This window comes from Xanthomonas phaseoli pv. dieffenbachiae (genome assembly GCF_008639345.1).
GTDB lineage: Bacteria > Pseudomonadota > Gammaproteobacteria > Xanthomonadales > Xanthomonadaceae > Xanthomonas > Xanthomonas phaseoli.
Map to the genome: position 1 here is coordinate 3114796 of NZ_CP041380.1, position 24282 is coordinate 3139077.

A 24282-nucleotide genomic window follows, 5' to 3' on the forward strand; every position below is an offset into this window, starting at 1 on the left:
GGCGGGCGCGCCCGGTGCTCGGGTCCGGATGTACCCCATGTACATCCGGACTCTGAGCGCCCATCCACGCCCGCCTGGCCGCGACTGGCTGCGGTGTGCTGACAACGCTCAGGCACCGCGGCGCAGGCGCAAACCGAACAGCAGGTCATACAGGATCGGAATCAGGCCCAGCGTCACCAGCGTGCCCAACGCCAGCCCACCGATCATGGTGATCGCCATGCCCGTCCACAATGGGCCTGCAAACAGCATCAGCGGCACCAGGCCAACGATGCAGGTGAGCTTGGTCATGACGATCGGGCGCAGCCGCTTGACCGCGGCCGCCACCACCGCGTCGCGGCGCGGCAGGCCATCGGCAAGTTCGGCTTCGATGCGCTCCAGCAGCAACACCGCGTTGTTGACGATGATGCCGGCCAGCGCCAGCAGGCCGAAGGTCGCCATGAAGCCGAACGGATAGCCGGTTATCACCAGCGCCAGTGCCGCACCGATCAGCACGAATGGCACCGCCGACAGCACGATGAACAACTTGCGGAACGAGTTGAACTGCCACACGAACAGCAACAGGATCGCGCCCAGCGCATGCGGCATGTAGTGCAGCAAGGCCTGATTGGCTTCGGCCGAATCTTCCAGCTCGCCACCGATCTCCACGCGGTAGCCGGGCGGCAATTTGAGCGCGGCGATTGGCGCGGACAGCCGTTCGACGATCTCGGTCGCGGTCAGTTGCGGGTTGCGTGCGGTCACGGTGATGGCACGGCTGAGATTGCGCCGCTGGATCGCCGACGGCTCGCTGTCGCGCAGCACCGTGGCGACCGCCGCCAACGGGACCGGTGCGCCGCCTGCCTGCGGGTACACCAACGTATCGGCCGGATTGCCGTTGGCGGCGCGCTCGTCGGTGCTGCCGCGCACGACGACCGGCACATCGGTGCCATCGTCGCGGATCAAGGTGGCGTCCACGCCGCTGTAGCGCCCCTGCAAGGCCTGCGCAATGTCTTCGCTGCTCACACCGGCGCGGCGGGCCTTGAGCTGGTCCACCTGCACCACGTAGCGCGAAATGCGCGCCTGCCAATCGTCCTGCACGTCCACGGTGCCCGGCACCGCCCGCAACGCCCTGGCAATCGCGGCAGCGCTGCTGCGCAGGACGGCCTCGTCCGGACCCACCACGCGATACACCGCCATCCCGGCTTCGGTGGCGCCCAGCGAAAAACGCTTGGGCTCGGCACGCAGCGCGGGGAAGTGGCTGCGCACATGCGAGCGCACCCGTGCGATCACCGCATCGATGTCGGTTCCCGGCCGCACGCTGACCGTGAAGTAGGCCTGGTTGGCCGCCGGCAGCGGCGGGTTCAGGCCCAACACGATGCGCGGCCCGCCATCGGCGACATACCCGATGCTGTCCACCACCTCGGGGTTGGCATGGCGGTCGCCCAACCAGCGGCTGAGTTCACTCACCGTGCGCAGGGTCTGGCGTGCATCGCTGCCCGCCTGCAACGTCACCGGCATCTGGAACTGCAGGCGGTCGGACTTGGGCAGGAAGTCGTACGGAATGGACACCAGCACGGTGACCGCCACCGCAAGCATCGCCGTCATCGCACCGATGAACAGCACCTTGTGCTGCAGCACGCGTTCGATCACGCGGCGGTAGCCGCGATAGAACCGCGACTCGCCGGCGTCGCTGGTCTTGGCGACATGCACCTTGGCGAAGTACATGCACAGCAGCGGCGTCACCGTGATGCTCAGCAACCACGAGCCCAGCAGCGTCACGCCGAGCACGGTGGCCAGCGAGCGCAGGTATTCGTTGGTGCTGGTCTGGCCGAAGAAGAACGGCGAGAACGCCAGCACGATGACCAACGAGGAGGTCAGCAAGGGTGTCGCCAACGTCCGGCCCGCATCGATGCAGGCCTGGCGGCGTTCCTCGCCGGCCACCAGACGGCGCTCGATGTCTTCGGCAATCACGATGCCGTTGTCCACCAACAAGCCCAACGCAAGAATGATGGCGGCAATCGAGACCGTCTGCAGCTCCACGTCCAGCACACGCATGACGATCAGCGAGGCGAAGATGGTCAACGGCACGATCGCGCCGACGATCAACCCGGTGCGCCAGCCCAGGAACAGCATCACCACCGCCATGACGATGACAATGGTCTCGCCCATGACGTGATGCATCTTGCCCATCTCGCGCTCGACCACATCGGCCTGGAAGCTCACCACGTGCTGGGTGAAGCCGACAGGCAGCTCACGCGCGGTGTCGTCGAGCTTGGCGCGCAGCGCCTTGCCGAAGTCGGCGATATTGGTGCCGGGCTGCATCGAGACCGAGACCACCACCGCCGGCTGTCCCTGGTAGACGGCCGCGCTTTGCGGCGGGTCGGTCGGCATCACCTGCACCTGTGCCAGCTCGCCCAGGGTCACTTCGCGGGTACCGCCGGCAGGCGCGCCTGGCACGCTCAGCAGCACGCCGCGCAACTGCTCGGGCGTGCGGATTTCGCCGGACGTGGCCACGGTCAGCGCCAGCCCGGACACCGCGACCTGCCCACCGGAGCCCACCACATTCTGCGCGCGCAACTGCGCCATCACGCTGGCGGGCGTCAATCCGCTCGCCAGCAACCGCGCGCGATCGAACGACACATACACTGCCTCGTCCTGCAGGCCATACACCTTCACCTGCTCCACGCCGGGCAAGGCGTATAGCTGCTCGCGCATGCGCCGCAACGGGGCGCGCATTTCGCTCATCGAAAAGCCCGTTGCGGTCACCGCAATCGAGGCTACCGACACGCGCCCGAAGTCGTCGTCGACGAAGGGGCCAAGCGTGCCCGCAGGCAATTGCGCGCCGGCCTCCGCGGCCTTGGCGCGAACGCGCTGCCACAGCGCAGGCAGATCCTGCACATCGTCATAGGCGGTCAGCTGCACGATCGCGCTGCCCGGGTGCACCGTGGTGACGATGCGCTTGATGCCGGCCAACTCGCGCAAGCGCTCTTCCACCGGACGCGCCAGCAGGTTTTCCACCTGCTCGCTGGGCATGCCGGGATAGGCCACCGACACCAGCGTGTCGCGCACGGTCACCGACGGTTCTTCCTGCGATGGGAAACCGAGAAACGCCACGATGCCGCCGATCAGGATCATCGCTGCGGCAAACAGCGTCAGCCGGCTCGAGCGCATCGCCATCTGGGTCAGCTTCATGGCGTGCGACCTCCGCTCAGCTGCGTTTGCGCCTGCAGTGGCGTCACCGGCTGGCCGTTCACCAAGAAGCCCACCCCGGCGCTCACCACCTGCTCGCCTGCACGCAGCCCGCGCAGAATCTGCACACGCTCGCCGACGATCGTCCCCAGGTCGACCGCGCGTTCGATCACGGCCCGCTTTGCCGGCTGGTAAACGAACACGCTGGCCCGCTGCCGGTTGAGCCGGGGCAATACCGCCGACAACGGCACGCTCGGCGTGGAAGCGGCAGGAGGCGGCAGCGTCAGCATCACGCTGTCGCCGCTACGCAGCGACGGCGCGGCGGCGAGCGGTTCCAGCAACGCCTGTACGGTCGTGGCATTGTCCAGGCGGCTGGAAAGACTGCGCAGACGCAGTTCGATCGGCGCCTCGCCCGTATCCATGCGGGCACGCACGGTCTGCCCCGGCGCCAGGCCGGCACCGGCAGTTGCCGGCAGCGTGGCGACCAGTTGCACACGGCCCTGCCCTTCCACCTGCAGCACCACCTGCCCCGCCGCCACATCGGCCTGCGGCTGCTGCAGGCGCGCCACCACGCTGCCATCGAAGGGCGCACGAAGCTCGCCCAAACGCGTGCCGCGGCGCGCCATGGCCAGGTCGGCCCTGGCCACCTGCAGCTGCGCGGCGGCCGCATCTGCCGCCGCCCGCGCGGCCGTCAAGGTGGCATTGGAACTGGCGCCGTCATCGAACATTGCCTGTTGCTGGCGCAATTGCAGTTGCCGTTCGCCAGACTGCGCCAGTGCCGCGCGCACGTTGGCATCGGCCTGCTGTTCGCGCAGGCGCAGCGGTTCATCGTCCAGCCGTGCCAGCAGTTGCCCGCGGGTCACCCGGTCGCCGACATCCACCAGCACTGCCGACAGACGGCCTGCCCCTTCGAACCCCAGCTCGGCGCGTTGTTCCTGGCGCACCAGCGCCGGCACCTGCAGCGGGTTATCGCTCCCGCTGCCGAAGCGCTCCAGCTTCACCGCGCGCGGTGTCTCGGTGGCCGGCGCATCCGGCCCGCTGCATGCGGCCAGTCCCAGCAGCAACGTGCCGCACACCAGGCCGCGATAAAACATCGTCATCATTCGATCCCCCGGTGTATGCCGCTCAGCGGCTGTAGGTCAGTGCAAGGTTGCCGCTCACCACGCTGCGGCGTGCCACCAGCGGGCTGTCTTCGGCGTTGTCGAGGTAGCGCGTTCCGGTGACCCCCACCGTGGTGGCCCAGTGCTCGCCCAGCGAGTGCGTCCAGCTGCCACCTACCGCGGCGGCATACGCACCGGACCCGGCATTGAAGGCGGCAAAGCGGGTGCGCGCGGCTTGCGCATCGCTGACACCGAAGTAAGCCTGATTGAAGCGGCGGTCGCCGCCATGCACGTCCAGGTCCAAGGTGACCGTGTCGCTGGCGCTATGCAGCAGGGTGAACTCCATCCCGGCGCGATAGCGGTTGCGGCGCGCAGCATCCTTGAGCGTGAATTCCGCCTCCGCATTGACGTTCATGTAGGGCGTCACTTGCTGCATCACCAGCGTACGTGCCGTCACCGAGCCAGGCACATCGCCCATGCCGGCCAGCAGGCGCGAGCCCGGCCGCCAGTTGCTGTCGCGTTGCAGCCGGCCCAGGTCGTAATACAGCGATTGCGATATGTAGAAGCCGGACTTGCTCTGGAATTGCAGGCCTCCACCGCGCGAGGTGTCGAAGAACAACACGCCACGCTGCACCACCAGCACCGGATTGAATTGCACGCGCGCGCTCGGCACCGGCATACTCCGGCGTGGCCACCGCTGCGGCGCCGGCGGTGATCTCGGTGCGGTCTCCCAGCAGGCGCGAACTTCCGGTCAGATCGGTTTGTGCGTGCGCGATGCACGGGATGGCGCTCATGCAGGCAAGGAGGCTGGCGCGAACCACATGGTTGCCGCGCAGGCGATTGAAGGACGATACGTTCATCGAATTCTCCGTCGGAAGTCAGGAAGCGGTGGGCAGGCGCACGCCATAGAACGCCTGAAACAGCGCAATACGGCTCAGCACGCGTTGACGTGCGGTATCCAGGTAATCGAGTTCGGTCTGGGCGATGCGGGTCCGCTCGGCCAGCAGCGCGCTGCGGTCTTGAAGACCGGCATCCACGCGTTGTTGCATGCGAGCAAGTCGCAGTTGCTCGCGTTCGACCTGCTCGCGCGCGCGGCTCGGCCTGCGACAAGGTGGCGTGGGCGTCGAGCGCGTTGGCGACCTCGCGAAATGCCGCTTCGATTGCCTGCTCGTAGGCAACCACATCGGCGCGTTTGCGCAGTTGCGCCAGGTCCAGGTTGGCGCGATTGCGGCCGCCATCGAACAACGGCAGATTCACTTGCGGCATGAAGCTCCACACGCCGTGGCCTGCAGAAAACAAGCCGTTCAATCCGTCGCTGGCCGTGCCCACGCTGCTGCTCAAGGTGATCGACGGAAAAAACGCCGCGCGCGCCGCGCCGATATCGGCATTGGCCGCGCGCAGCTCCAGCTCGGCCTGCTGGATGTCCGGGCGTTGCAGCAACAGCGACGAATCCAGCGCGCGCCACGCACTTGCCGACGTATCGGCGGCGATCAGCCCCTGCAGATCGCCGGGTACCGGCGTGCTGTCGTAGCCGGCCAGCAATTGCAGCGCGCGCACCGCAGCGGCGTGGTTGTCGTTGCCCTGCAGGGCCGCCACATGGGCCTGGTCGGCCTGCCGCTGCTGCGCATCGCGCTCGTCGCGCGCAATCAGCCCCACCTGATATTGCCGCTCGGCGATGGCAAGCAATGCAGCGCTGTCGGCATCCAGCGATTGCAGCTGGTGCAGCGCCTGCGCGGTGGTGCGCTCGGCGGTGTAGGCGCGCAGCACCTCTGCAATCAGGGCGCCACGCGCCGCGTCGCGGCCATGGGTGCTGGCCAAGTAGCGCTGGCGTGCGGCCTCGGACATCGCCTGCAGCTTGCCGAAAAAGTCCACTTCGAAATTGCCGATCCCCGCATTGGCAATCACCAGATCCTGCTGGTAACGCGCATCCAGCGTCGGGTTGTCGAAATGTTGCCGCAGCTGCTGTGCGCCGACGGCGAGCGTCGGCAGGCGCGACGCCTGCGCGATGCCGTATTGCGCACGCGCCTGTTCTACCTGCAACGCCGCACGGCGGAAATCGCCGTTGTGGGCCAAGGCACGTTCGACCAGCGGCCGCAGGTCGCGGTCTGGCGCGAAGGCCTGCAGAAACGCGCGCTCTTGCGCGTTCAACGCGACCGCGGCGGTCGCATCGGCGTCGGGCTGAGCGGATGCCGGTGCGGGTGCGGCCTGCGGGCTGCCGAACGTGGCCGGCACGCTGACCACCGGGCGCTGGTAGGCCGGCGTCAGCGAGCAGCCAGCAGACAGCACCGCACTGGCGGCAACCAGGCACACGCAAGACCAACGATGCGGAATAATTTGTGGAATCATGATGTCGGAGCACAGAGCCAATCTCGACCGACATCCTCGACCCGCAGCGTCCAGGTTGTTTTCGGGAATTATCCAGATTTGATCGAGACGACAGGGCAACACGCCATGACAGGCAAAAAGGTTCTGCTGGTGGAAGACGACAGCGATAGCGCCAGCATTCTGGAGGCCTATCTGCGCCGCGACGGCTTCGATGTGGCGGTGGCCGGCGATGGCGAACGCGCCATCCAGCTACACCGGCAATGGGCACCGGATCTGGTGCTGCTGGACGTGATGCTGCCCAAGCTCAGCGGCATCGAGGTGCTGTCGACGATCCGCCGCGCCGGCGACACGCCGGTGATCATGGTCACCGCCATCGGCGACGAGCCGGAAAAGCTCGGCGCCCTGCGCTACGGCGCCGACGATTACGTGGTCAAGCCGTACAGCCCCAAGGAGGTGGTGGCGCGCGTGCATGCGGTGCTACGCCGGAGCGTGGCGGTGCGCGCACCGGGCGAGCCGTTGCAGCACGGTCGGCTCAGCGTGGATCCGGCCGCCGTGGTGGCCAGCGTGCAACACGAAAACGGCGACAGCGTGGCGCTGGATCTGACCCCGACCGAATTCAACCTGCTCGCGCTGCTGCTCAAGACGCCGTTCAAGGCCTTTACGCGCAGCGAACTGCTCGACGCCTGCCTGCCCGACAGCGATGCATTGGAACGGGTGGTGGATTCGCACATCCACAACCTGCGCCGCAAACTCGAAGTGCATGGCATCACCGGTGTGCTGGTCACCGTGCGTGCAGTGGGGTATCGCTTTCAATGAAGGTGCTGCGGCGGTTTCATGCCTGGCGCAACCAGGCGCCCCTGTGGTGGTGGGTGGGGCTGCGCATGAGCGCGCTGGCGGTGGTGACCATGATGGTCATCGCGTTCGGCATGTGGTGCTATTTCAACCTGCGCTACAGCCTGATCCTGAGCACCGTGCCGGCCGGGCCGCGTGCGGAGATCTCCGAGCTGATCGAGCAGCCCAGGGCCAACCAGGCCCGCCTGTGGGAGCTGTTCCAGCGCTATTACGACATCGAAAATTTCCTGCCCGGGCTGGCCAATCCGGACTGGTGGATGCTGGGCGCCATGATGGCCATCTCGGTGCCGGTCATTTTGTTCTGCGGCCTGCTCGCGTCGCGGCCGCTCTCGCGGCAGTTTTCGCAGGTGGCTTTCGCGGCGCACCGGGTCAGCGATGGCGATTTCGGCGCACGCGCACAAGTGGTGCGCGGCGCGCCGGACGAGCTCACCGCGCTGGCCGAGGACTTCAATACGATGAGCGGCAGGCTGCAGCAGTACGAGCGCGAATTACGCGACTCCAGCGCGATGCTGGCGCATGAATTGCGCACCCCGCTCAATGCCGCGATGGGACGCGTGCAAGGCATGCTGGACGACGTCTTCCCGCGCGAACCCGAGCAACTGCGGCTGGTACATCGCCAGCTGGAGCAGATCAATCGCCTGATCGGCGACCTGCACCTGGTGTCGCTGGCGCGTGCCGGCCAGCTGGTGCTGGAGCCGGAAAGCGTCGAGCTGCGGGAGCTCGTCGCCGAGCGTATCGAATGGGCAGGGCCGGCACTGCGCGAGGCGCAGATGACCATCCACTACCCCACGCATCCGGCGCTGCGCCTGCATGCCGACCGGCACCGGCTGGGCCAGGTGCTGTCGATCCTGATCGATAACGCGTTGCGCTACGCCGCAGCCGGCAAGCTGCTGGAGATCCAGATGCGTCGCGACGGCAACAGCGTGCAGCTCACCGTCGGCGACCGCGGTCCCGGCGTGGCGCCTGCGCAACTGCCGCACCTGCTGGACCGCTTCTGGCGTGCCGACAGCTCGCGCGCGCGGCATTCCGGCGGCAGCGGCCTAGGCCTGGCGATCGCCTCGGCCATCTGCCAGGCGCACGATGGCCAACTGGTCGTCAGCAATCGCCCCGGCGGTGGCCTGCTGGCCAGCGTGCAGTTACCGCTGGGGCGTTGACGCAACGCCCGGCCGCGCACACGCCAGTGCAAGTGCCCGCACCCGCGGGCAGTTGCGCGCCCGATCACCGCGATTGCAGGCTCGGCACCGCATCGCTCACATGGGCGTGGCGGCGCATGATCCAGTTGAACAACGGAGTGGCCATCAGCGTGGACAGGATCGCCATCAGCACCAGCACCGAGAACAGGCCCTGTTCGATGACACCGGCCTGCAAGCCGATATTGATGATGATCAGCTCCATCAGCCCGCGTGCATTCATCAGCGAGCCGATCGCCATCGCGTCGCGGTTGTTCTCGCCGGTCGCACGCGCCGCGGCCCAGCAAGCCACGCCCTTGCCGATGAACGATGCGGCCAGGATCGCCACGCCAGCCAGCATGATCTGCGGCTGCAGCAACACGCTGAGCTGGGTTTTCAAGCCCGAATAGGTGAAGAACATCGGCAGCAGCAACACCACGACGAACGGCTGCAGCATCTCGCGCAGCTTCTCGGTCAATGCGCCCCTGGGCAAGCAGACCCCGAGCAGGAAACCGCCGAACACCGCATGGATGCCGATCGCATCCATCGCCCAGGCGCTGACGCAGAACAGGATCAGCACCACCGCCAGGACACTGTTGCTCAGCGGCTGGCCGGGCACCACATGATCGGCCAGCCGCTTGAGCAGATGCCGGCCGACGAAAATCATGAACACCGCATAGCCGATGCCGCCGCCGATGGCCAGGTAGGCACTGCCCCAACTGCCGCCGAAACTGGCCAGCACCACGGCCAAAATGCACCACGCTGCCGCATCGTCGAACGCGCCGGCGGTCAGCGCCAAGGTGCCCAACGGGCTATTGGTCAGACCGCGTTCGTGGATGATGCGCGCCAGCATCGGGAAGGCGGTGATCGCAATGGCCGCGCCCAGGAACAGCGACGCTTCGGTCAGCTTGGCCTGTTCCGAAAACAGGCCTTCCACGTTGATCAGCCACGGGCACATGGCAAACGCCAGCAGGAACGGCACCGCGATGCCCGCCATCGACACGCTCATGGCGCTGCGATAGCGCGCGCGGAAGTGGTCGCCGCGGAAATCGGTTCCGACCAGGAACATGTACAGGCCCACGCCGAACTGCGCGAACACATACAGCACGTCCATGGCCTGCTTGGGGAACAGGGCTGCTTGCACGCCCGGCGCCAGCAAGCCGAACAACGAAGGCCCCAGCATCACGCCGGCAATCATTTCGCCCACCACCTGCGGTTGCCCGAGGCGCTTGGCCAGCATGCCGACCAGCCGGCACACCAACAAAATCGCGGCAGCCTGCAAAAAGAAATACACCGACATCTGCGGAGTGGTCATGCGTGCGGCGACATCCCTGAAAAGTGCGCAGATCGTAACCGGAGCTGCCGCACTCCGATAGCGTGCGGCCGCCGTGGCGATCTGAGCCCACCTGCGCGCTTGGGCCCGCCAGGCACGGCGCGCAGGCCATCGGCGCTTGTCTGCATCATGTGCCCGCAGCGGCCTGCGCCGGCACCGGCGTCAGCACCAGGTCCTGGAAATCGAAGCTGAAATCGGTCAGCGGCGAAATCGGTTCCATGCACATCTCGCGCACCGCGCCATCCGGGGTCAGCGCAAAATTGACGAAGGCATCGGCATTCAAGGAGCGGTCGTCCCAGCGCACGATGAAGCTGTCGTGCTGCCAATGCTCCAGCGTGCCCACCAACTGGGCGGTCTTGGCAAACTGCATGCGCAGCCGCTTGCCGTCCTGGACGATCACCACATCGCCGTACCAGGGGTCGCGATAGGTGGTTGCGTAGCTGCGCAGCGGCAGCGACGGCGTCGAACGCGCCGCACGCGCGTCCTGGTGCTTCTTCCAACTTGCGTCCGCATCGCTGTCGGCCTTCTCTACCAGTTTGGCGTAGGCGGCGGTCCAGTCGGTGGACGGCACCTGCAAGAACGCATCCAGCACCTGGAAGGTCACGGCGTTGAACGCAGCGCCCACTTCCTGGTTGGTCAACACCACCACGCCCAGCTTCTGATCCGGCAGCAGCGTCAGGCGCGACACCATGCCGGGCCAGCCGCCGGTATGCCAGACCATGCGATGGCCGCGGTAGTCGCTCAGGCTCCAGCCCTCACCGTAGCCGGCGAAGTTCGGCCGCGCCGCGGCAAGCTCGGGCACCTGCACCTCGCCGATCGGGATCGGCGTGATCATCGACCACATTTCCTGCTGACGCTTGGCGCTGAACAGGGGTTTGCCATCGGGCAGGATGCCGCCGGCCAGCTGCACGTTCATCCACAGCGCCATGTCGTGCGCGCTGGCATAGATGCCGCCGGCACCGGAGTTGTTGGACCAGGTCAGCGGCGCCACCGTGCGCAGCTCGGTAAAGTCGTACTTGGCATGCCCGACTGCCGCGTGATCGCCGGGCTGCAGATGGTCGGCGTTGAAGCGCGTGCCGCGCATGCCCACCGGCTCGAAGATGCGTTGCTGCAGAAACGCCGCGTAACTCTGCCCGGACACCTGCTCGATCACCTTCTGGGCAACGGCATACAGGATGTTGTCGTAGGCATAGCGGTCGCGAAAGCCGCCCTTCAGCGGCACCTTGGCCAGGCGCTGCACGACCTCTTCGGTGGTGTAGCTGGTGCTGGGCCAGAACAACAGATCGCCAGCGCCCAGGCTCAGGCCGCTGCGGTGCGCCAGCAGATCGCGGATGCGCATTTGTCCGCTCACGTACGGGTCGGACATGCGAAACCACGGCAGATGGTCGATGACCTTGTCGTCGAGCGAGAGCTTGCCTTCATCGGCCAGAATCGACAGCGATGCGGCAGTGAAAGCCTTGGTATTGGAGGCAATGGCAAACAACGTGTCGGCCTGCACCGGCGCGGGCTTGCCGGTCTCGCGCACGCCGTAGCCGCGCTCCAGCACCACCTGGCCGTCCTTGACGATGGCCACCGCGAGACCGGGCACGTCGAACTGCTTGCGCACGCGTTCCATCTGCGCATCGAACTGCTGCATGCCGGCGGGAAGCTCGGCCGCGTGCGTTGTCGTCACCAAGCTTGCCACCATCAGCACGCCCCCACTCAGCCATCGGTTCAAGGTCACTGCATCACCTTCAGGTTGTTGGTCAGATCGATCCGCCGGCGCCATCCAGCGCCAGCGGTTGCGGCGCTACCAGCACGCCATTGGCATCGGCATACAGCCAATGGCCCGGAACAAAGGGCACGCCGGCAAAATTCACCGGCACATCCACATCGCCCAGATCGCGTCGCTCGGTACGGCGCGGGCAAGCCGCCAGCGCCAGTACCCCCAGCGGCAACGTGGCAAGAATCTCGACATCGCGCACGCAGCCGTGAATCAGCACGCCGGCCCAGCCGTTGGCCACTGCGGTGGCCGCGATCTGGTCGCCCAGCAGCGCATGCTTCAGCGAGCCCTGCCCGTCCACCACCAGCACGCGGCCATCGCCCGGCGTGGCGGCCAGCTCGCGCACCCGCGAGTTGTCTTCGAAACAGCGCACCGTGACCATCGGTCCGGCGAATGCCGTACGCCCGCCGAAGTGGCGGAACAGCGGCTCGGCGATCGTCACGTCGGGGTAGCGGTCACACAGATCAGGCGTGGTCCAGGTCATCGGGGCGATCTCGCGCGGCAGAGCTGGCATGGTAGCCGGCTGTGGCGGCGCGCGGGCGATGGGGGACCGATGCCCGATACCCGTTACCCGATGTCCGATACCCGATAACGCGACATGCAGGCACGCACGCGCAACGACAGTGCGCGCACGCGGACACCGCTGCGTTCGCCGTTTCATGATGGTCGCTGCAAGGCAGTCGCCATGCGGCGCACTGCCGCGTATGGGCACTCGGCAGTGCGGCGCTGCGCTGGCGTCCAGGGCATCTGCTTGAGGTAAGCACTGCGAAGGCGCCGAATTGCGGCACCGAGACGCAACGCAGCCGACGTGGGTTGCCGGCAGCGGCGCCGTTGGTGGCATGCGCAGCTCGCCTCCTGCGGCGTGTAACCCCAACACGGCAGACCAGCGCAGGGGCAACGCACTTCGGCAAGACGACCGCCCCACTGCGATGCACCGTTGCGTCATGCAGGCTCAACCATTGCCCTTCACCGCGGCGCCTCATTGGCCGCCACGTTTCTCATCGCGCCACCTGCCCCAAGGCTATGATCGGCCGGCGCGCGTCGCACCCATTGACGCATCCGCAACGACGCACGACCTCGCCAGCGAGTATCCATGCAATGACCGATCTGTTCGCTTCCGCCCCGCCCGCCCTCGACGGCATCCACATCGGCATTGGTGGCTGGGTCTATGCGCCGTGGCGCGCGGGCATGTTCTACCCGGAAGGGCTGGTGCAGCGCCGCGAGCTGGAATACGCAAGCCGCCACGTCACCGCCATCGAAATCAACGGAACCTATTACGGCACGCAGAAGCCGGCCACGTACGCGAAGTGGCGCGATGAGGTGCCGCCCGGCTTCGTGTTCTCGGCCAAGGCGCCGCGCCGCATTACCCAGTCGCGCAAGCTGGCCGGTACCAAGGCGCAGGTGGAAGATTTCATCGGCGGCATTGTCGAGCTCGGCGATACGCTTGGGCCGCTGGTGTGGCAATTCGAACAAGGGCACCGGCTGCAGGCCGACGATCTGGACGCGTTTTTGTCGTTGCTGCCCAAGCGTGCAGGCACGCGTGCGCTGCGCCATGTACTGGAGATCCGCGACCATGATGCGGTGGATGCGGCGCTGCTCGCATTGGTGCGCGGCCATGGCGTGGCCACGGTGTTCACCGATTCGGATGAGCACCCCTCGTTCGCCGATCTGTCCACGGATTTCGTCTATGCACGTCTGATGCGCAGCCAGGCGCGCCTGCATGCCGGGTATCCGGCGCCGGCATTGGCGCGCTGGGCAGAGCGCATCAAGTCCTGGCGCCGCGGCGAAGACCCGGCCGACCTGCCGCACGTGGATGCAACGACGGCGCCAGCACCGCAGCCGCGCGAGGTCTTCGTGTTTTTCATCAGTGCGGCGAAGGAACGCAACCCGGCAGCGGCGATGGCGCTGTTGAAACAAGTGTCGGCGCGTTAGAGCAGCTCGCAACGCGACAGCCCAGCGGCGATATGGGCGCGGCGGCTTGGGAATCGGCAGGTTGCATGCGTACGTTCGGATTCTGCGTGCGGCATCCCCAGCCATCTGACGACGGCTTGCTGGTTTATCAGCCGCTCTTGGCCCGCGCATGAGGGCAATCGGCGATGATGGATGCGGCCGTCTCCTTAGCACGGCGTTGCGCGCCGGGGTGCGGTGATCGATCGCGGCGTGGGGTGATGCATCGCTCGTGGACGCTCCTGCCGTGATGCAAGTCGTCGATGGCGGGCGTCTCGCGCGATGACTGCGCGACCGCCTGATCAGCCATCCCTCCATCGGCGCCGCTGCACGCCGCCGCCGATTCCCTCGCAGCGCAACATCACGCCGTTTTCGGCGACAATGACGCATGCCCACGACCGACCTGCGCAAGGCGCAACTGCAAATTCACTTCTGCGTCCTGCTTTGGGGCATCACCGCGATCCTGGGCAAGCTGATCACGCTGCAGGCATTGCCGCTGGTGTGGTGGCGCATGTTGATCGTCGTGGTGGCACTGGCCTTGTGGCCACGCGTGTGGCGGGGGTTGCGCGGCTTGTCCGGGCGTGTAGTGCTGGGCTATTGCGGCATCGGCGCGCTGGTTGCCTTGCACTGGCTCACCTTCTACGGCGCGATCAAGCTGGCCAATGCATCGGTGGCGGCAACCTGTATCGCACTGGCGCCGGTGTTCACCGCGGTGATCGAGCCAGTGGTCACGCATCGCCCATTCCGTCCGCGCGAGCTACTGTTCGGGCTGGCCGTGTTGCCCGGCGTGGCGCTGGTCGTCGGCGGGGTGCCGGACGGCATGCGGGCCGGCGTGGTGGTAGGCGCGATTTCGGCGGTGTTCGTCGGGCTATTCGGCTCGCTCAACAAGCGCATGGTGGCGCATGCCGACCCGCTCACCGTCACCGCGCTGGAACTGGGTGCCGGCACGTTGACCCTGACCCTGCTTGCACCGGCCATGCCGCTGCTGCTGCCAGCGTTACATGGCGATCTGCTGGTAGTGCCCGGCCTGCACGATGCCGTGTTGCTGCTGGCGTTATCACTGGCCTGCACCTTGCTGCCCTTCGCGCTGGCGCTGGTCGCCTTGCGGCATCTGAGCGCCTATTCGGTGCAACTGGTGACCAATCTCGAACCGGTCTACGCCATCGTGCTGGCGATCGCGCTGCTGGGCGAACAACGCGAACTGACCCTGCAGTTCTATCTCGGCGTGGCAATCATTCTCGGCGCGGTATTCCTGCATCCGGTCCTGGAGCGTCGGCGCACGGTCGCGCACCCGGAAGTGCTCGGCACAGCCGAGGCGAAGAACATCGTCGACTGATTGCACTGCGCTGCAAGACCACGCATCTCCACAGCGACCTCTGCGTTGATGCACGCCGACGCTCACGCTGCATCGCGCCGGTTCGGCGCCCGGCACACGGCAATCGACGTCCCATGCGCTCGCCAGGCCATCTGCATCGGCAGGCGCGCAGCCGCGCCCGCCCCTATTCCAGCGCAACCACCTGATCGCGCCCGCCGCGCTTGGCCGCATACAGGGCCTGGTCGGCGCGCTTGATCACTGCCTCCACGCTTTCCTGCGGGTACAAGGTCGCCACGCCGATACTCACCGTCACCGGCAGCGCGATCGTCATCGCCGCCACGCTCTGGCGCAGGTATTCGCATTGCACGCGTGCCTGCAGCAGATCCGCATTGGGGAGCAGCAACACGAATTCCTCGCCGCCATACCGGGCGATGGTGCCGGCACCGGCCATATGCGCACGCAACAACGTGGACAGTTCGCGCAGCACTGCATCGCCCTGATCGTGCCCATGCACATCGTTGACGGTCTTGAAATGATCCACGTCCAGCAGCGCGACCGACAGCGGCTGGCCCACCGCACGCACCTGTTCGGTGGCCGCTGCCAACGCCACCGCGAACGCGCGCCGGTTGGGCAGGCCGGTCAACGGATCGGTGCGGGTCTGTTCGACCAGGTCGGCGTTCAACGCATCCATCTGCGCGTAATAGCCGGCCATCTGCTGTTCGTACCACTCGCGCTCGTGCAACTGCTGGCGCAACTGCCTGCCGGCCAACCGCAACTCGAGCAGGTGCGAGGCCTGCCGCGACAAGGCCTGCAAGGCCTGGCGCTGGTCTTCGCGCAGGTGCGCCGGGGTCTGGTCGAACACGCACAGCGAGCCCAGCGCCATGCCCTGGCTGGTCACCAGCGGCGCGCCGGCGTAGAAGCGTACCCCGCCGCTGCCGACTACCATAGGGTTATCGTGGAAGCGTGGGTCCAGCAAGGTGTCGTCCACCATCAGCACTTCGTCCGGGCGCAGGATCGCGTGCGCGCAGAACGAGATATCGCGTGGTGCCTGGCTGCGTGGCGCACCGTGCGCAGACTTGAACCATTGCCGGTCTTCGTCCACCAGCACCACCGCCGCCATCTGCGTCTCGCACAGCGTGGAGGCAATCATGGTCAGGTCGTCGAATGCACGTTCGGCCGGCGTATCCAGCACGTCGTACTGGCGCAGCGCGGCCAACCGCTCGGCCTCGTTGCTCGGCAATTCCGGTTTGATCACTGCCGCCCCCTGGCTGTTATCTGTGAAAGTATGCCGGAGCCCGGCAAGTGCCACCATCTGGCTGGCCCGCACCTTGCCGTGCCGCAAGCACCGCCCTGGCCGACATCGGCCGTGTCGAAGGGTGATCCATCGGGCGGGCGCAAATACCCGCCGCGGGGTTGCACGTGTGGCGCGGCAGCACGGCAGTACCACGCGCGCATGTGCCGTGTCTGAAACGCCGGCTGCGCTGACCTGGCAGCGATGCAGCCGGCCCGGCACAGGCACTTACCAGTCGGTGCGTTGCGGCAGCAGCCCGCGCAATTCCGCATCGCTGAGGTTGCGCCACTGCCCCGGCTTGAGCGCAGCCAGCTTGATGTTGTCGATGCGCACCCGGCGCAGTTGCGTCACCCGGTAGCCGAATTCGGCAGCCATCAGGCGAATCTGCCGATTCAGGCCTTGCTCCAGCACGATGCGGAAGCCGAATTTGGCAATACGCGCGGTGCGACACGGCAGCGTGGTTTCGTTGTGGATGCGCACGCCGCGTGCCATGCCACGCAGGAATTCGTCGGTGACCGGTTTGTTGACCGCGACCAGATATTCCTTCTGGTGGCGATTTTCCGCACGTAGGATCTCGTTGACGATGTTGCCGTTGCTGGTCAACAGGATCAGCCCTTCGGAGTCCTTGTCGAGCCGGCCGATCGGAAAGATGCGCTGCTCGTGACCGACGAATTCGACGATATTGCCCTTGACCGAACTCTCGGTGGTGCAGGTGATGCCCACCGGCTTGTTGAGCGCGATATAGACGTGCTTGCGACCGCCGAGCTTCTTGGCCTCGCGCATGCGTAGCGGCTGGCCATCCACCAGCACGGTATCTTCCTCGCCCACCACCGCGCCGGTGCCGGCGGGCACGCCATTGACGGTGACCCTGCGTTCTCCGATCAGGCGATCGGCCTCGCGGCGTGAGCAGAAGCCGGTTTCGGCGATGTATTTGTTGAGTCGGATCGTCATCTGCCAATTATCGGCGATTTGGAGCAGGCCGTGCGTCATGCCGGCTGCCCGGGCCAGCAATCGGCAGCAGGCCGTCGCAAAGGCGTGTGCACGCAGCACCGGCATGACGCTGCGCGACGTCGCCTGGGTCAGGCGCGCTTACCCGGAGACGGCCACCAGCTGCGGCGTGTGCAACAGCTCTTCCAGCGGGCATGGACGATGCAGGCTGAAACCCTGCACCTGGCCCACACCGGCGTCGCGCAGACCGGGGATGTCGGCCTCCGATTCCACGCCTTCGGCGACCACCTCGATGCCCAGCGCCAGGCCGACCTGGGCGATCGAATGCACCGCCGCGCGATCCACCGCATCGTGCGCGTAGTTACGGACGAAGCCGCAATCGATCTTCAACACGTCCACGGTGAATTGCTTGAGATAGCCGAACGAGGCAAGGCCGCTGCCGAAGTCGTCCAGCGCCACGTGGCAGCCGCGCGCGCGCACGCTCTGCACGAAACGCTGCGCGTGTTCCAGATCGCCGATGACTGCGGTCTCGGTGATCTCCATGCACAGCTTCGGCACCAGTGCCGGGTAGCGTTCGAACAGGGCACAGACCACGTCGAGAAAATCCGCCTGCGCGATCGATTGCGCAGACAGATTGACGTGGCACAGGTCCAGCGTCGCCACATGCATCGGGTTGGCCGACAACTGCGCGCACAGCGCTTCCAGCACATAGGTATCGACCATGCGCCCCAGGCCGTAACGCTCCACCGCCGGCAAGAATTCACCCGGGCTCAGCACCCTCCCGTCGCTGGCGCGCATGCGCACCAGCACCTCGTACTGCAGGCGCCCCGGGTCGTTCAGCACCTGGATCTTCTGCGCGTACAACAGCAAGCGCTCTTCGGCGATCGCCTGTTGCACCGCACTGATCCAGCCACCATCGTGGCGGCGCTGCGCCAGCGCCAGATCGTTTTCGTTGAAGCAGCGAACGCGGTTGCGGCCTTCTTCCTTGGCCGCATGACAGGCCAGATCGGCGGCGGTCATCAAGGTGGTGAGGTCGCTGACGCCCTGGCGAATCTCCACCACGCCAAAACTGCAACTGGGCGTCAGCGGTCGCCCGCCTTGATGGCTCCACGGTTGACCGAGCACGCCGTGCATGCGTTCCAGCACGATTTGCGCCTGCGCCAGATCGGTATTGGCCAGCAGGATGGCGAACTCATCGCCGCCCAGGCGCCCCAGCCAATCGCCAGAACGCAGCTGCATGGTGATCACGTCGGCGAAGTGACACAGGAACCTGTCGCCGACCGCATGCCCGAAGGTGTCGTTGACCAGCTTGAAGTGATCCAGGTCGACAAAGCACAGCGCGTGGCACATCTGCGGCGATTGCGGCAGCTCGATCAGGCGCAGCAGCCGGCGTTCGATTTCATGCCGATTGATCAGCCCGGTCATCGCATCGTGGCGCGCATGGAAGGCCACTTCGTCGGCCAGCTCGTGCGCGTGCGAGACATCTTCGATCACCGCCAGCACAAGGGTCGGCTCTTCCGGCCCCGGCTCGACCAACGACGCGCTCCAGCGGCCCCACATCACCCCGCCGTCGGCACGCAGAAAGCGCAGCTCTCCGGACTGCAGCAGCTTGGGCCAATCGAGCATGCCGCGGCTGTCCAGCTTGATGTCTTCCGGATGCATCACCTCGGCCAGCGTGCACGCCTGCAGCTCTTCGGGCCGGTAGAGCAGCACATTGGCCATCGACGCATTCGCATCCAGCACGTTGCCGCGCAGGTCGAACTTGACCATGCCCAGCGCCGCCTGCTGAAACGCGGTACGGAAGCGACCTTCATGCGACAGCAGATAATCGCGAATGCGCCGCATCGCCAGTACGCAGGTGATCAACACCAGCAGCAAGGTGGCCAGGCTGCAGACCACCATCACATCGTGCAACAGCCGCGCGCAGCGGGTCAGGCAGGCCAGGAATTCGGCCGCATCGCGGCGCATGCGGCCGTCCAGCAGATGCAGTTCATCGCGCAGTGCCTGCAGCGCACGCGGGTCGGGCCGGTTGGCAGCGTGCACCGAGGCGGCGCGGTCGGCCAGGTCGCTCAATTGCAGGATGCCGGCGTCGGTGCGCTTCCACAGCGCGATGGCGTCGCCGAGATACGGAAATTGATGCCCGTAGCGATACAGCCGCACCATTTGCGGCATGTCTTCATGGGCATTACGCCCAGCGGCCAGACCGGCGTAGACCGCGTCCCAATCGATCACCGGCTGTTCGATCGCCACGCGTGCGGCGCGGTCGCCCAGCGGCACTTCCAGCGCGCGGCAGGCGGCCTGCAGATCGGCCGTATCGCCGCTGCCAAGGTAGCGCTCCATCCAGTACACCGATTCCTGCTGGGCGTTGGACCAGTGGCTCTGGCCGACGATCCAGGCGGTCGCGCCGGACTGGACTTCTATCACTAGCGCCGACACCACCGTCATGCAGACGGCGATACCGATCAACAGCGCCAGAGGAAGCGTCAGCCAGCCACGCACCAGATGCATGGTCTGCCCACCGCCCTTGCCGCGTACTGCCTGCGCCATCGCCGTCCGTCCTTCGCCGCCCCAGTGCGATTCAGGCGCCCACTGGGCGCCTGAAGGCAGTAACGGCCGCAACGGCCGAGTCTGTATGGCTACGCCCGCTTGGCGTCCTGCGATCGGGGTTAGCGACGCTGACGGGATCGGCCTGATCGCCGCCGCCCTGAGGCGCCGTCACGCCCTACCCGCTCGCTATGCTCTTTGATGCATAGCGATACTGGGCAATCCGACCGGCTGTGGTGGCACCTGCCGGCCATGCCGGGCAGGCTTACTCGCCACGCGGCTTCGGCGGACCCTTGCGGTGCGGCGCGCCGGCGCGGTCCATCGGACGGCCCGGGCCGTTCGGGCGCCCGGACGGCTTGCCGCCACGCGGGAAACGCGGCTTGGACGCCGCACCGGCCGCTTCGCCGTCTTCCAGCTTGCGCATGTTCAGCTGCTGGCCGGACACCCAGACCTTCTTCAGGTGGGCGAGCAGTTCGCGCGGCATGTCGGCCGGCAGATCCAGGATCGAGTAATCGTCCTGGATGTCGATACGACCGATATAACGACTTTCCAGACCGGCTTCGTTGGCGATCGCGCCGACGATGTTGGCCGGCTTCACGCCATGGCTGTGGCCTACTTCGATGCGATAGCTCTCCATGCCGAACTCCGGCTCCCCACGTGGGGCCGGCTCGCGGCGCGGACGCTCGCCGGCATTGTCAGCGCGGGGCGGGCGCGGAGCGCGGTCGCTGTCGGCGCGCGGGCCACGTTCGAACGTGGGTTCGAAACGCGGACGCTCGCCCCGGTCGGCACGCTCGTTGCGCTGGCGCGGAGCGGATTCCTCGCGCGCACCGCGCACCGGCGGGGTCAGCAGGAACGGGGCATCGCCCTGCAGCAGCTTGGCCAGCGCGGCGGCGATATCGATCGCCGGCACGTTGTTTTCGGCCTCGTAGCGCTGCAGCAGATCGCGGTACATGTCGATCTGGCCACCGGCCAGGGTCTCGGTGATGCGGGTCATGAAACGCGCGACGCGGGTGTCGTTGACCGCGTCCACGCTCGGCAGCTGCATTTCTTCGATCGGCTGGCGGGTGGCGCGTTCGATCGAACGCAGCATGCCCTTCTCGCGCGGCGTCACGAACAGGATCGCGTCGCCGTTACGCCCGGCACGACCGGTGCGACCGATGCGGTGCACGTAGCTTTCGGTGTCGTAGGGAATGTCATAGTTCAGCACGTGGCTGATGCGCTCCACGTCCAGACCGCGTGCGGCCACGTCGGTGGCGACCAGGATGTCCAGCTTGCCGTCCTTGAGCTGGGCGATGGTCTTCTCGCGTGCGGCCTGCTGCATGTCGCCGTTGATGGCCGCAGCCGCCATGCCGCGCGCCTGCAGCTTCTGCGCCAGCTCTTCGGTGGCCGCCTTGGTGCGCGCGAAGATGATCATGCCGTCGAACGGCTCGACCTCGAGAATGCGGGTCAACGCATCCAGCTTGTGCAGCCCGCTCACCCACCAGTAGCGCTGGCGGATATTGGCCGAGGTGGTGGTCTTGGCCGCGATGGTGACTTCGGCCGGGTCTTTCAGGTAGGTCTGCGCGATCCGGCGGATGGCCGGCGGCATGGTGGCCGAGAACAAGGCCACCTGGCGCTGCTCCGGCAGCTTCTTCAGCACCGCTTCGACATCGTCGATGAAGCCCATGCGCAGCATTTCGTCGGCTTCGTCCAGCACCAGCGTCTTGAGCTGCGACAGATCCAGGGTGCCGCGATCCAGGTGATCGATCACCCGGCCCGGGGTACCGACGACCACGTGCACGCCGCGCTTGAGCGCGCTCAGCTGCTGGGCATACGGCTGGCCGCCGTAGACCGGCAGCACACGGAAGCCGGGAATGGCCTCGGCATATTTCTGGAATGCCTCGGCAACCTGGATGGCCAGCTCGCGGGTCGGGGCCAGCACCAGTGCCTGCGGCTTGACCTGGTTGAGATCGGCGTTGGACAGCACCGGCAGCGCGAACGCGGCGGTCTTGCCGGTGCCGGTCTGGGCCTGGCCGAGCACATCGCGACCGGCCAGCAACGCGGGGATGGTGGCAGCCTGGATCGGCGACGGCGACTCGTAGCCAACATTGGCAACGGCCTTCATCACAGCGTCCGAGAGGCCGAGATCTGCAAACAGCAGCGGCGCGGAAGATTCTTGGGTCATGGGTAACTCCGGAGGCGCCGCACGGAGCCGGCAGGCGCAAAGCAGCATAGTGTGCCTCTTCAGCCCCCTTGCTGTCGAAATTTTCGTGACAGTCCATTCAGGTTGTGAGGAATCGCGCTCCTGCGCGAATCATCCCCGTGTCGCCCCTCACCTGCCCGACTGGAGCCATGCCCCTGGACACAGACCTGCACACCCGCTTCAGCGCCCTGCTGCAGCAACATCGCGGCATCCTGCTGAAGGTGGCGGCCAGCTATTGCCGCGGCCGCGACGACCGCGACGAACTGGCGCAGGAAATCGCCACGCAACTGTGGCGGGCATTTCCCGGCTACGACCCGGGCCGGCGCTTTTCCACCTGGATGTACCGCATCGCCCTGAACGTGGCGATCAGCGATCTGCGCGGCCGCCGCGCGGCCAGCGAGCCGATCGCGCTGGATGCGGTGCAGGAGCGCATTGCCGATCCCCATGCGCACGACCCTGTACGCGAGCAACAGGTGGCCGCGCTGTATGCCTTCATCGCACAGCAACCGCCGCTGGAACGCGCGTTGCTGCTGCTTTATCTGGACCAACACAGCTATCGCGAGATCGGCGAAGTGCTCGGCATCAGCGAAACCAATGTCGCCACCAAACTCAGCCGCCTGAAAACGCGTATGCGCGCCGAGCTGTGACCCCCACCCATCCGCAACCGGAGCAAGACATGGAACTGGACGACATCGCCCTGGCCTGGCGTTCGCTGGAACAGCGACTGGACCAACATGCCGCACTCACCGACCAGGTGCTCGGCGAGCTGCGCAGCCACGCAGCACGCGCCCAGCTACGCCCGTTGTGGCTGAGCCAGTCGGCGCAACTGCTGTGCGCCATCGCACTGAGTGGCATCGTTGCCCACAGCTGGCGTGCGTTCGCCGAACAGGCGGCTGCCGTCGTCGGCGGCGTGTTGCTGCAGGCGTGGTGCGTTGCGCTGGCGGCGTCTGCGGTCCGTCAACTGTGGCTGTTGTCGCAATTGGATTTCGCCAGGCCCCTGCTGCAGACACAGCGCGCGCTTGCACAGCTGCGGCGCTGGCGCACGCGCGTGGCGCCGTGGCTGGGCGTAGCGTTCTGGGTGCTATGGGTGGCATTGGCAGACGCTGCATGGCGGGCCCTCACCGGCCTGTCGTTGCCAACCGCCTGGCTGCTATGCAACCTGCTGGTCGGTGTCATCGGCGGCATCGGCACCTGGCTGGGCTATCGCCGGCTGCAGCGCAGCGGTCACCCCTGGCTGGAACGCCTCGACACCGCGCATGCCGGCCGCAGCGTCGCCCGCACCGAAACCCTGCTGGAACAGATCGCGCGTTTCCAGCGCGAGTAAGCGGATAATCGCGGCCTCCCTGCCACCGAGCACACCATGCAATACCTGGAATTCGACCTGGACGGCGACTACATCGAACTCAACCAGTTGCTCAAGCTGGCCGGCATTGCCGACAGCGGCGGCCAGGGCAAGGCGATCGTCGCCAGCGGCGCGGTCAGCGTCGACGGCGTGCAGGAGCTGCGCAAGACCGCCAAGATCCGTCCCGGTCAGCTGGTGCAGCTGGACGATGTGGAAATCCGCGTGCTGGCATGGGACCCGGACGCCGAGCCCGACGCATGAAGGTGGTGGAGATCGGCCGGCGCAACAACGCACCCTCGGCCGACGATCCAACCCACGACGTCTGTGTTTTTTCGATCGCCATCGACGCGGACCAGCCGTTCTGGCTGGAGAGGTCCATCCGCGGCGGCCATGCCGAGCGAGGCGGCTGCAGCATGCTGGCCTTGCACGAACTGGATGCCTGGCGCGGCGACTGGCGTGCCGAGGTGACCAGGGCCGGTTGCGCCTGGGTGATTCCACTCCTGGAACACGCCCTGCGTACCGACGATGCGCAGGCGTCCATCGATGCCATCCTGGCGCGGGTGCAAGCGCCGGATTGAAACTCGCACCCGCCGGCGACGCTGCATCAAATGCCCAGCAGTGCGCGCACCAGTTTGATGATGCCCCAGAACGACACCACCCAGATGGCGCTGCGCAGGTACGGAATACCCGCGGCATACACCGGCACATACGCCACGCGCGCCCACAGGTAGAGCTGCACGGCGAGTGCTGTTTCTGCGCTGGTGCGCCCGGCCACGCTCACTGCCAGCACGGCAGCCGCGAAGATCGGAAAGGTTTCCAGATAGTTGCGGAACGCGCGGTCCAACCGCGCCGCCACGCCGGTGAGCGGCTTGGCCTCGCCATCGCGTGCGCTGGCATTCCACTTGGTGCCGCGCTGGGCGGTCATGCTGGCCGAGGCGGCCAGCAATTGCACCAGCCCGAGCACCATCGCCCAGCCCAGCATCTGCAGCTCGATCGTCAGTTGCATG

The 24282-nt window shown here is 66.6% G+C and carries 18 protein-coding genes and 2 pseudogenes; 8 read left to right on the forward strand and 12 right to left on the reverse strand.

Features of this window, described 5'->3' with window-relative positions; all coding sequences use genetic code 11:
- Nucleotides 1-108 precede the first annotated feature (108 nt).
- The 4 genes and pseudogenes from FLG15_RS14110 to FLG15_RS14125 form a co-directional block, all read right to left on the reverse strand.
- Entirely contained in the window at nt 109-3168 is a 3060-nt protein-coding gene (locus FLG15_RS14110; RefSeq protein WP_150146610.1) for an efflux RND transporter permease subunit, read from the reverse strand.
- Nucleotides 3165-4268 (reverse strand): efflux RND transporter periplasmic adaptor subunit, encoded by a 1104-nt coding sequence (locus FLG15_RS14115; protein ID WP_057677468.1) that lies wholly within the window; start codon nt 4266-4268, stop codon nt 3165-3167. Before FLG15_RS14115 ends, FLG15_RS14110 begins: the two co-directional genes overlap by 4 nt.
- A gap of 22 nt (nt 4269-4290) precedes the next feature.
- Nucleotides 4291-5125 (reverse strand): annotated as a pseudogene (locus FLG15_RS14120) (MipA/OmpV family protein).
- 18 nt (nt 5126-5143) lie between these two features.
- Nucleotides 5144-6611 (reverse strand): annotated as a pseudogene (locus FLG15_RS14125) (efflux transporter outer membrane subunit).
- Between the two features lie 105 nt (nt 6612-6716).
- Here FLG15_RS14125 and FLG15_RS14130 point away from each other — a divergent pair.
- Together FLG15_RS14130 and FLG15_RS14135 are read left to right on the forward strand one after the other, a co-directional pair.
- Nucleotides 6717-7406: a response regulator gene (locus FLG15_RS14130; RefSeq protein ID WP_005912893.1), complete on the forward strand. Its 690-nt coding sequence runs from the start codon at nt 6717-6719 to the stop codon at nt 7404-7406.
- Nucleotides 7403-8596 (forward strand): sensor histidine kinase, encoded by a 1194-nt coding sequence (locus tag FLG15_RS14135; protein WP_057677467.1) that lies wholly within the window; start codon nt 7403-7405, stop codon nt 8594-8596. The genes FLG15_RS14130 and FLG15_RS14135 overlap by 4 nt, the downstream gene beginning before the upstream one ends.
- 64 nt (nt 8597-8660) lie before the next feature.
- On the opposite strand, the gene FLG15_RS14140 is transcribed toward FLG15_RS14135, so the two are convergent.
- From FLG15_RS14140 to rraA, 3 genes are all read right to left on the reverse strand, one after another.
- Nucleotides 8661-9926 (reverse strand): cation:proton antiporter, encoded by a 1266-nt coding sequence (locus FLG15_RS14140; RefSeq protein ID WP_057677466.1) that lies wholly within the window; start codon nt 9924-9926, stop codon nt 8661-8663.
- A gap of 145 nt (nt 9927-10071) precedes the next feature.
- The gene (locus tag FLG15_RS14145) at nt 10072-11667 is read right to left on the reverse strand and encodes a serine hydrolase (RefSeq protein ID WP_335338807.1); all 1596 of its coding nucleotides are present in this window, start codon (nt 11665-11667) and stop codon (nt 10072-10074) included.
- A gap of 22 nt (nt 11668-11689) precedes the next feature.
- Complete coding sequence (gene rraA, locus FLG15_RS14150) at nt 11690-12190, reverse strand: ribonuclease E activity regulator RraA (RefSeq protein ID WP_150147691.1); 501 nt, start codon at nt 12188-12190, stop codon at nt 11690-11692.
- A gap of 614 nt (nt 12191-12804) precedes the next feature.
- On the opposite strand from rraA, the gene FLG15_RS14155 reads away from it, so the two are divergent.
- Nucleotides 12805-13638, forward strand: coding sequence for a DUF72 domain-containing protein (locus FLG15_RS14155; protein ID WP_057686977.1), 834 nt, complete (start codon nt 12805-12807; stop codon nt 13636-13638).
- A gap of 403 nt (nt 13639-14041) precedes the next feature.
- The gene (locus tag FLG15_RS14160) at nt 14042-14989 is read left to right on the forward strand and encodes a DMT family transporter (protein WP_057679024.1); all 948 of its coding nucleotides are present in this window, start codon (nt 14042-14044) and stop codon (nt 14987-14989) included.
- A gap of 163 nt (nt 14990-15152) precedes the next feature.
- On the opposite strand, the gene FLG15_RS14165 is transcribed toward FLG15_RS14160, so the two are convergent.
- The 4 genes from FLG15_RS14165 to FLG15_RS14180 form a co-directional block, all read right to left on the reverse strand.
- Complete coding sequence (locus FLG15_RS14165; RefSeq protein WP_057679025.1) at nt 15153-16280, reverse strand: GGDEF domain-containing protein; 1128 nt, start codon at nt 16278-16280, stop codon at nt 15153-15155.
- A gap of 207 nt (nt 16281-16487) precedes the next feature.
- A complete protein-coding gene (locus FLG15_RS14170; RefSeq protein WP_033473845.1) occupies nt 16488-17210 on the reverse strand; it encodes a pseudouridine synthase in 723 nt (240 codons plus the stop codon).
- Nucleotides 17211-17348: 138 nt separating this feature from the next.
- Nucleotides 17349-19754 carry a putative bifunctional diguanylate cyclase/phosphodiesterase gene (locus FLG15_RS14175; protein WP_057679026.1) on the reverse strand — a complete coding sequence of 802 codons (2406 nt, stop codon included), beginning with the start codon at nt 19752-19754 and terminating at the stop codon, nt 17349-17351.
- A gap of 262 nt (nt 19755-20016) precedes the next feature.
- The gene (locus FLG15_RS14180) at nt 20017-21915 is read right to left on the reverse strand and encodes a DEAD/DEAH box helicase (RefSeq protein ID WP_057679027.1); all 1899 of its coding nucleotides are present in this window, start codon (nt 21913-21915) and stop codon (nt 20017-20019) included.
- 167 nt (nt 21916-22082) lie between these two features.
- Between FLG15_RS14180 and FLG15_RS14185 the strand changes: the two genes are divergently transcribed.
- From FLG15_RS14185 to FLG15_RS14200, 4 genes are read left to right on the forward strand one after another with little or no spacing between them, the layout of a single operon-like run.
- Nucleotides 22083-22580, forward strand: a complete 498-nt coding sequence (locus FLG15_RS14185) for an RNA polymerase sigma factor (protein WP_150146613.1) — start codon at nt 22083-22085, stop codon at nt 22578-22580.
- A gap of 29 nt (nt 22581-22609) precedes the next feature.
- Nucleotides 22610-23257: a hypothetical protein gene (locus FLG15_RS14190; protein ID WP_057679029.1), complete on the forward strand. Its 648-nt coding sequence runs from the start codon at nt 22610-22612 to the stop codon at nt 23255-23257.
- Between the two features lie 36 nt (nt 23258-23293).
- Nucleotides 23294-23536: an RNA-binding S4 domain-containing protein gene (locus FLG15_RS14195; protein ID WP_005929320.1), complete on the forward strand. Its 243-nt coding sequence runs from the start codon at nt 23294-23296 to the stop codon at nt 23534-23536.
- Nucleotides 23533-23853, forward strand: coding sequence for a hypothetical protein (locus FLG15_RS14200; RefSeq protein WP_057679030.1), 321 nt, complete (start codon nt 23533-23535; stop codon nt 23851-23853). The genes FLG15_RS14195 and FLG15_RS14200 overlap by 4 nt, the downstream gene beginning before the upstream one ends.
- A gap of 26 nt (nt 23854-23879) precedes the next feature.
- On the opposite strand, the gene FLG15_RS14205 is transcribed toward FLG15_RS14200, so the two are convergent.
- Nucleotides 23880-24281, reverse strand: a complete 402-nt coding sequence (locus tag FLG15_RS14205; protein WP_017155823.1) for an MAPEG family protein — start codon at nt 24279-24281, stop codon at nt 23880-23882.
- Between the last annotated feature and the right edge of the window lies 1 nt (nt 24282).